Source organism: Okeania sp. SIO2F4, assembly GCF_010672385.1.
GTDB lineage: Bacteria > Cyanobacteriota > Cyanobacteriia > Cyanobacteriales > Microcoleaceae > Trichodesmium.
Genome location: NZ_JAAHGT010000425.1, coordinates 1 through 7,862, shown reverse-complemented (window position 1 = coordinate 7,862; position 7,862 = coordinate 1). Strand labels below are relative to the sequence as shown.

General features: G+C 37.3%; 5 protein-coding genes and 5 pseudogenes. 3 read left to right on the top strand and 7 right to left on the bottom strand.

What is annotated here, in order from left to right; translation table 11 throughout:
- Nucleotides 1-377: pseudogene (locus tag F6K22_RS23620) on the bottom strand (IS1634 family transposase); the annotation flags it as partial.
- 156 nt (nt 378-533) lie between these two features.
- Here F6K22_RS23620 and F6K22_RS23615 point away from each other — a divergent pair.
- Together F6K22_RS23615 and F6K22_RS23610 are read left to right on the top strand one after the other, a co-directional pair.
- Nucleotides 534-1,398, top strand: a pseudogene (locus tag F6K22_RS23615) (IS5 family transposase).
- 22 nt (nt 1,399-1,420) lie between these two features.
- Nucleotides 1,421-1,868: pseudogene (locus F6K22_RS23610) on the top strand (IS66 family transposase); the annotation flags it as partial.
- Between the two features lie 96 nt (nt 1,869-1,964).
- Here F6K22_RS23610 and F6K22_RS23605 read toward each other — a convergent pair.
- Together F6K22_RS23605 and F6K22_RS23600 are read right to left on the bottom strand one after the other, a co-directional pair.
- Nucleotides 1,965-2,081 carry a DUF4277 domain-containing protein gene (locus tag F6K22_RS23605; protein ID WP_293103499.1) on the bottom strand — a complete coding sequence of 39 codons (117 nt, stop codon included), beginning with the start codon at nt 2,079-2,081 and terminating at the stop codon, nt 1,965-1,967.
- 74 nt (nt 2,082-2,155) lie between these two features.
- Nucleotides 2,156-2,320 (bottom strand): DUF4277 domain-containing protein, encoded by a 165-nt coding sequence (locus tag F6K22_RS23600; RefSeq protein WP_293103502.1) that lies wholly within the window; start codon nt 2,318-2,320, stop codon nt 2,156-2,158.
- 684 nt (nt 2,321-3,004) lie between these two features.
- On the opposite strand from F6K22_RS23600, the gene F6K22_RS23595 reads away from it, so the two are divergent.
- Nucleotides 3,005-3,217: a hypothetical protein gene (locus F6K22_RS23595; RefSeq protein ID WP_293103496.1), complete on the top strand. Its 213-nt coding sequence runs from the start codon at nt 3,005-3,007 to the stop codon at nt 3,215-3,217.
- Between the two features lie 1,985 nt (nt 3,218-5,202).
- Here F6K22_RS23595 and F6K22_RS23585 read toward each other — a convergent pair.
- The 4 genes and pseudogenes from F6K22_RS23585 to F6K22_RS23570 form a co-directional block, all read right to left on the bottom strand.
- Entirely contained in the window at nt 5,203-5,556 is a 354-nt protein-coding gene (locus F6K22_RS23585; protein ID WP_293103493.1) for a Dethiobiotin synthetase, read from the bottom strand.
- A 198-nt stretch (nt 5,557-5,754) separates the two neighbouring features.
- Entirely contained in the window at nt 5,755-6,099 is a 345-nt protein-coding gene (locus F6K22_RS23580) for a hypothetical protein (RefSeq protein WP_293103491.1), read from the bottom strand.
- A gap of 298 nt (nt 6,100-6,397) precedes the next feature.
- Nucleotides 6,398-7,275 (bottom strand): annotated as a pseudogene (locus F6K22_RS23575) (transposase); the annotation flags it as partial.
- Between the two features lie 148 nt (nt 7,276-7,423).
- Nucleotides 7,424-7,782 (bottom strand): annotated as a pseudogene (locus F6K22_RS23570) (IS701 family transposase); the annotation flags it as partial.
- Nucleotides 7,783-7,862: the final 80 nt, after the last annotated feature.

Below are 7,862 nucleotides of genomic sequence, written 5' to 3'. Positions count from 1 at the left end.
TCCCAGAATTAATCAACAGATGGATTGACTGAAAACATTGAAATATCCAACGTAACGTTGGTCTATTTGTGGGACGACCTAATTGATTTTTCACAGTAGATTTCTGTCGTTTTAAAGTTTGACGTAATTGACGTTGAGCTAAAGTATAGACCAACAAACACAAGCCCATAATTAACCCTAAAGCTTCAATTCTCTGGGGGGATTTGAGAAAGACGCTATCAGTTAGAAAGAGAGGGTATGCGCAGAAACCTAAAACCTCTTTCTACTGATTGCTGCTCTTTATATTTAGACAACATTTCTTCTGTAGTTAGTGCAGCAGTATCTAAAACATTTGTGGCTAATATAAATTTACCTGCTCGTTTTTTTTCCGGCTCAACTTTTTCTGTAATATGGGAAAGCTTTTAAAGACTTAGAGACTGTTTGTAAAAAAAAGCTAAAGATGGCCATGAAGAGGTATTTAAGGTAGGAAAATAAAAAATCAGTGATGAGTGTCAAATCAATGTCCCGAAAATCTTATGCCAGTGACCTAAGCGATTCCCTCCGGGACGCTACGCGAACGCGAGTGGGAACTACTAGAACCTTTGCTACCGAAACCTCGCGCGTCGAGGGCCAAAACCAAACGCTAATCTCAGAGAAGTAGTTAATGGTATCTTCTATATCCTTTATTCTGGTTGTCATTGGCGTTCTTTGCCCCATGATCTACCACCTTGGCAAACTGTATCAACTAAATGTACGTAAATGGCAACGACATGGTGTTTGGGAGGAAATAAATCATACTCTACGGCGAGAAACAAGAATACTTTAAACACGATACCCAGAACCTACTACAGCAGTTGTCGATTCGTATGGCGGTAAAAACAACGGCAAAAAGCGCACCGCCCGCGCTGAGGTTTTCTCAGCGTAAGGACGGAGCAAGCAGGGGGGAGGTATATGGCTATGATGGTGGTAAAAAAGTAAAAGGCCGTAAGCGTCATATCTTGGTTGATACTCAAGGGTTACTAGTAGGGGTACTTGTCAGTGAAGCAAATATGGGAGAACGCTTGGGAGCTATGGCATGGGTCATGGAACAGGCTGATAATATTTCTGGCATAGAATTAATTTGGGCTGACTCTGGTTATAGTGGACCGAAATTTCAGCTAGCGTTCGCGGAGCGTTGCGTCAGCAGTATCGCACAGCTGATTTCAGCACAAGTGGCAATAATCAAGCGCAACAGTAAAGAATTTGAAGTCTTGCCCAGGCGATGGGTAGTAGAGAGAAATGCATGCATGGCTACTTCACAACCGACGCTTAGTTCTCGACTATGAACAACTACCAGAGATTAGTGAAGCTCTGATTTACACTGCAATGATTAGATTAATGTTAAGAAGGCTTGGTGCTAAAAAATCTGGCTGTTCTTAAGATTTGTTTGACAAACAGTCTCTTAATTGATGAGGGATTTCATCATTATAGCCAATGGCAAAAAAATCAAGAACATCATGTTTATCGTCACTGGGCTGTTGGATTTAAACACAAGGTAGAGTTGACCATCAAACAATGGAGTAACAAGGCAGGTTATGAAGCGGGAAAACTATTACGAAGTCTCAAACTCAAAGCAGATAAATGGTGGTATTTTCTCCATCACCGAGAAATTCCTCCTGATAATAATCTTACAGAACGGTCATTAAGCCTGGCTATCACCAAACGAAAGGTAAGTGGTGGCTCCAGAAGCATGACCAGATTTCAATACACAGCGTGCTTTATTGACTGTGGTACAAACCTGTCGTCGCCAGGAACGTTCTGTCATTGGTTTCTTTGAGCAGTCTTTAAAGGCTAACTTTACAGGCGATCGCCTATCAAGTCTTTCTTTGATTCCTACATCTCATACCTGAATTATGAAGATCAAGGATTGGTAGATACTAGAAGCAGCGACATCGCTTTCACCTGAATTCTTACCTTGAGTCTAAGTGAACTGTATCTGTTTCTAGTTAATAAGTTTCTACTGCTTCCAACACTAAAGACATAAAAATTTCACTTAATCCTTTTTGATACAGTTGGTCTAATACTCTACCCAATTTATCATCATTAAAATACTCTGCTTTCACCCCTGGTCCAATTCAATGTTCTATGGCAATTCCAAAAAAAAAAATCTGTTAAATAAATATAGTGGGGATGAAACTCATCCTAATCCATTCAAGACCATTCCTTTAACTACCTGACCTACTGTAACTTTTTCTGTTGCTTTTTCTCCAATTAACTCATTTATCTTCCTTTCTATGCCTATCTCATCAATTATTCCTGTTACCAATCCTAAGTGGTCTAAATTGCTTACTTCTACTGATATTTTTTACCCTTTTTTCTCACTTTCTTCTGGAGAATGATATTACCAAATGACAGTTCCAGATTTTTTTTGATTAAGTCTAAATACTTACTCAAATTTTCTCGCTGTTACATACTACATTTTGTCGTGCGGAATGTGGGCTTCAAGGCACTTATGCAGAAGGCAGAAGCGGTGATCTCCCGCGGGGTGCGTCTTACGCAAGCGGTCAGATCCCGCGACGACCTTAGCGTTTCGGCGCTTGAGCCGACATGAAAAGCGCACTTCGGAGCTCCTCTGCGCATAGGCAGCTCCTCTGTTAGCGCAGCTCCTCTGTTTGCGTAGCATTCCGAAGGAAAGAAGGCAAGAGGCAGCTCGGCAAGTCGCAAGCGGTCGGAACCCGGCGTTAGCGGAGCTGCTCTGCAAGAGCGGGGTCTCCTCGCCATGGGAACGCCGACCAAGAGAGGGACGCACCAAGAGAGGGAATGCTGAGCAAGAGAGGGAATGCGCACTCGTGTGAGGCAGAAGCAATGCAAGTCAACATTTTGGAAAACTGCTATAATGTGGGATGAATTAGGAGGATGTCAATGTTGATCCCTAGCAATTGTAAAGCTATTTTACATTTTTTTAAGTCAGACCTAAAATCGGTAATGATAGAAGTAGGGAGAAAAGCTAAGGCTTCCCTAAATTAATTGACTGGAGGTGAAAGTCATGGTTTTAATTGCACCACAGGCTAAACAATCAACATTAACCCACAAATTCAATCAACAACTTATGAGTTATAAAGTTTCAGAAAAAGAGGCTACTATAAGTAACCTTAGAGCTTGTCAAGATGAAAAAATAGTAGCAACTTTTTTAGCAGAACTACCTACAGTTTTAGCATCTCTAGAAAGTATTTCGGAGAAAAAGGATTTCAGTAAATAATCTGAATAAGTGTGAGTAAAAAATGAGATAAAATTTCTTTTTGATTAAAGTTATTTTGCAACATAGAGTCAACATTAATCCCAAGAAATTACCAGATTTTATCAGAAAATTGTGAATCTTTGAAAAGTCTGGTATTTCTGTATTTTGTAATAGATATGGCAGGTGGGTCTTGCCTATCTACAAGTACAGATTAACTTTTGCCTCTCTTGAGAATTTAAAATAAATCAACCTTATGAAGGTAAGTATTTATACTATTTTGTCAAAAGAATGTTACGAATAATAAGCACTATTAAAAGACTTGATCTGAAATATCTATTTGACGAAAAAGATAATTTACGACATAAAAAATGGTATCAAACCTATTAATTCTGACTCCTGACTCCTGATTTCCCCTCCCAGGAGGGGTTAGGGGTGAGTTGACTTATAAGAAATAGCCTAGCTATTTGTAGCAAAAATTTATCAATTTGGTATTAGATGTCAGCTATCAGCTAATTACCTTTTTTAGAGGAATTATTATAAACAGGACTTACACAAAGACACTATATATAGCGCCTACTAATTTAGGCGATTGCTGGCGCAAATCTCCGCTAACGCTTAAAAAATCAAGGGCGATATAGCTGCCGCACTTACTCCGCCAACGCCTCAAGATTTTGGCCATTGTTAAAACAAGGGTAAAAAACACCTATCAAATAAAAATAGCCCTGAATTTTATTGTGGGGTTCTTCAGTTCTTGTATCAGATAATCTGAGAGTAATTCATGTTTGACTTTATAGATAGTTTTTCCTATTTTCACTGCTAATCTTTTTTAAAAAATTCCAGACTAATATGGCAGAGGCTATATGATTTTTTTGAATTTGACTGATACGAAATTGACAAAATTCTCTACCTGTTATAATTGCTTGATTTCTCTGTGAAACTCTTCTATCTTCCATCTGGTTTGATACTCAAATTATACAGGATAAAAGCGAAGATTGATCTAAGTCATTAGTTACAATATATTCTGTTCTGTTGGTAGAAACATTTGCCCGTATGGAGCTTAACTTTCTTATCTCTTGGAAATCCTTTAATGTTAATTATTTTACCTGATATTTTTTCTGAGTCATTCCAACTTAATTCCCCAATATTTTTATATTTCTCTACACCACTAGTGTCATCTACTAGACGATTGATTTTTAAGGGACATTCAACAATTAATAATTAATAATTAATAATTAATTATTACCTCTTCTTATAACGGATAGGATTGACATTCAAGGATTTTTTTTTCTTCTCTTGGTTGATTGGAGGCCAGCGAGGAGACCTCCCCATCCCATCCTACAGAATGCTCCGCAAACAACCGCTCTCTTGGTCGATTGGAGGCCAGCGAGGAGACCTCGCCATCCCATCCTTCGGAATGCTCCGCTTGCCGACCGCTTTTTCTCCATGAATGGAGAGGCTTTATACCTTAAGAGTTCGGTAATATATTTTTCCTAAGTTATCTACCAATGCCATTAATCTTTGTGTTGCATACCAATTGTCCATCAATACAGTTTTAAAGGGTAATTTATTCTTATTTACCACATTTAATATCATTAATCAAGATAGTTAAAGTTCATATTTTTAGCTCAAATAAAAAATGATATTATTCTATAACAATTAGAGTTTTTTGGCTAAATTTATTTAGATAGAGTCATGTCTAAACTAGGAAAATAAACTATATTTACTGTCTTTGCGCAGGTTATGAATTTTGTTGTTCAGGCGATATAGCTGCCGCACTTACTCCGCCAACGCTAAGGGGAACCTAATAAAGAGAACCAATACCAAGATAGCATTAAAGTTTAACACTATAAATAACACCCTTGCATAAGTCCCGATCAAGAGATTGAGAGAAAATTATCTGACTACAAATCCCTAAAAATTATTCTTATTTCCCATCTCCTAATCCTAACGCTCTAATTTAATACTGTTTGCTGACTGTTAATAGCTAAATACTTACCGATGAAGTTTTATTTGGCTTCAGACCAAACTCCAGAAAAGATATTTTTCACGGCAATTGTAATTCGTTCGATATCTTCTTTTAAAAGTGGCGGCCAGATAACTCTTTTTCGTCTACCTGCTTCAAATAATTTCAGGCTTTCTATTGCTAATAAATATAATCCGGCAACTAATTCTCGGTCTAGAAGGGGGTCGCCTTGTAATGTTTCAAAAGAAATTTTTAGAGCCAACAAAATGTTAGTTACTTGACCTGGAATCGGAGGTTTGCCTTGGTCGAGACGCATGAGAAAAGCATCGGGATTAATTTTTGTTTCTAGGGCAGTTCCTTGGTCAATGAGAAATTGACGGGCGGTTTCGTAATCCATATTAAAAAAATTTAGTAGTTTTGACAATATTCCCATTTGATAACTGAGGATAGCTAAAAGAATTATAGTAATGTTTCCCCTTTAATTTCTGCCTCCTACTGGTTTTGCCGTTTTTGTCTGGTAAGGCACAAGTTATCCATTGTTGTTTGTACTCCTTGGATAACATCTTGTAAAACTTGGGAGTGTATGGATTTGTATTCAGGAAATAGTTTTTTGGTTTGTGCGCTTGTCTGCTAGTTGAACAGCCTCCCACAAAATATAACCATTGACTATATTCAGATGTTTATCCCCTTTCTTAGTTATTGGATTACCATTACTGTCTTTTTTTCTACCCCATACGTGTGGTAATATTTCATAAGTTTTTACTATTCCTATTCTGGGTAATTTGATATAGTTTCCTTTTAATATTTTAATTGTTCCTTCTAGATAGAAACTATCTTTTTTCCCTTTTTTATTAAACTTAGGAAAACCATGTTTTGGAATAGTTAAAAAATTTTTAAATGCCCTTTCTAAGTTTCTTAATGCTTGCCCTGCATTTCTCACAAACTTTGCGATTATAGTCGCTAAAAACCTTGTATAGCAAGCATTTAACCCTGCTTAAAAGAGATAAAAAAAAAACACACTGTTGAAAACCTTATTCTGTATGACTTTGAGTAGATAAGGATTTTGATAAGTCAAACTTATTTTGTGAGAAATCCGGGTTGCCCAAAGGGCACACTTTGAGACTTCATAATACCAGGGATTTTGACTTTTTACTTCAGCTACCAAACGCTTATGTAAAGTGATAACACTCAGTCGTTTCTTAGTGGTACTTACACAATTTTTCAGCCCAAATATAGCCTTAACTCTCTTTATGAGAGACAAACAGGTCTATATTGTTCCTTAACCAATCAAAAAAACGGAAAGATATGGCTGTACGAAAAGCTTCTAATGCTTCAGTATAATGTCTTCAAAGGTTTGTTTGCCCATTGTCTTTGTCACCCTCGAGTTAACTTATGCCAAATGATGAAAGTATAAGCACGATCGGACCTAGATCAAATGGCTCTCCAGGCTCCATTTATCTCTAACTTGATATTCTTTTAACCCCAACCATCATAATTGCTTCTCGGTAAAAAACCTCTATCCAATTTCTGTGTGAGTAAGTATTTACCATCCACTCAGGTGTCACTTTTGACGGGTCAACATTGGTATCGGAAATCATCAATTTCTGTTGCCTGTGCTACAGAACTACCATTGATAACGCCCTGCAAAAGTTCTTTCTCCTTCTAGGGGTGAGACTGACCCTTTGAATGTAGCTACAAAAACTGTTTTTGGTTTTTCTGTGTTGAGGAGCATTGGTTGAAAATCCTGTGTTTACAGGCTTAATGCTAACTCCTCCAAGGATTTTTCTCCTTTTATGACTAGCTCGTTTTTGATGATAACTTTCCGATTTTTTGCTACTCCTCCTAAATAATTTAGTTTTCTTTCTTCTCGTTTTTTCACAAATGCTGTGTTATTACCATAACCTGCATCAATCAGGACAATTCCGGGACGAGCACCTCTCGAGAGAGTACGCTCAATTAACTCCATTCCTATATCTGGTTTTTTGTGAAATAATTTATCTGTTTTACCTTCTGGTAATGAACTTGAATGTTGATATAACTCTATGTCTCAAGGCCTACTTTTTTTCCCATCATAATAGTGTGTTGTTACACTCACTATTCCATGATCTGTTTTACCGAAAAATTAATAATTAAATAATTCGCGCCTTGAAGCCTCCCCTTGGATAGGGGAAAACAAAGAAAATATTCCTTATATTCAATTCCCGAATGGTTAAAACCTTCTTGTAATTATCAAGTTCGCAATTATCCATTATCCATTAATGAACGATTTCTCCAATGTCTTGTCGGCCTACTCCCGATGTCAAATTACCACTTTTTCGATGGCCTGAATCATCTCAAATTCAGCTAAATCCTCTTCGGAATTTGGTTTGAGAGTATTGATTTATAATTTCTATACGACGATGATTAATTTTACTTGCTAAGAAATGATGTAATCGATTGTCAACTACTCCAATGGAGTTATTGGCGATGTTCGTGATAGGTTTTTCCTCTCGCTTTCCCCTAATCAACCTCCTAAATAATGTCTGAAACCTGTTGTTTGGGGTGGATTTGGCCAACAATCATCAAACTTTTTACACCATCTTTGAAAGCAAGGAGGCATAGCTGTAGGAGTTGTTTCCTTGATCGCCATGATATTTTTGAAGTAAAATCCTTGGTTGACAAGCATTATAGACTAATTTTGCTCATTAAGTTGTGTAAGTCCCA

Excerpts from the sequence above, each read along its gene's own strand:
- F6K22_RS23595 (WP_293103496.1), top strand. The coding sequence starts at position 3,005 with ATGGTTTTAATTGCACCACAGGCTAAACAATCAACATTAACCCACAAA.
- F6K22_RS23585 (WP_293103493.1), bottom strand. The coding sequence starts at position 5,556 with ATGGATTACGAAACCGCCCGTCAATTTCTCATTGACCAAGGAACTGCC.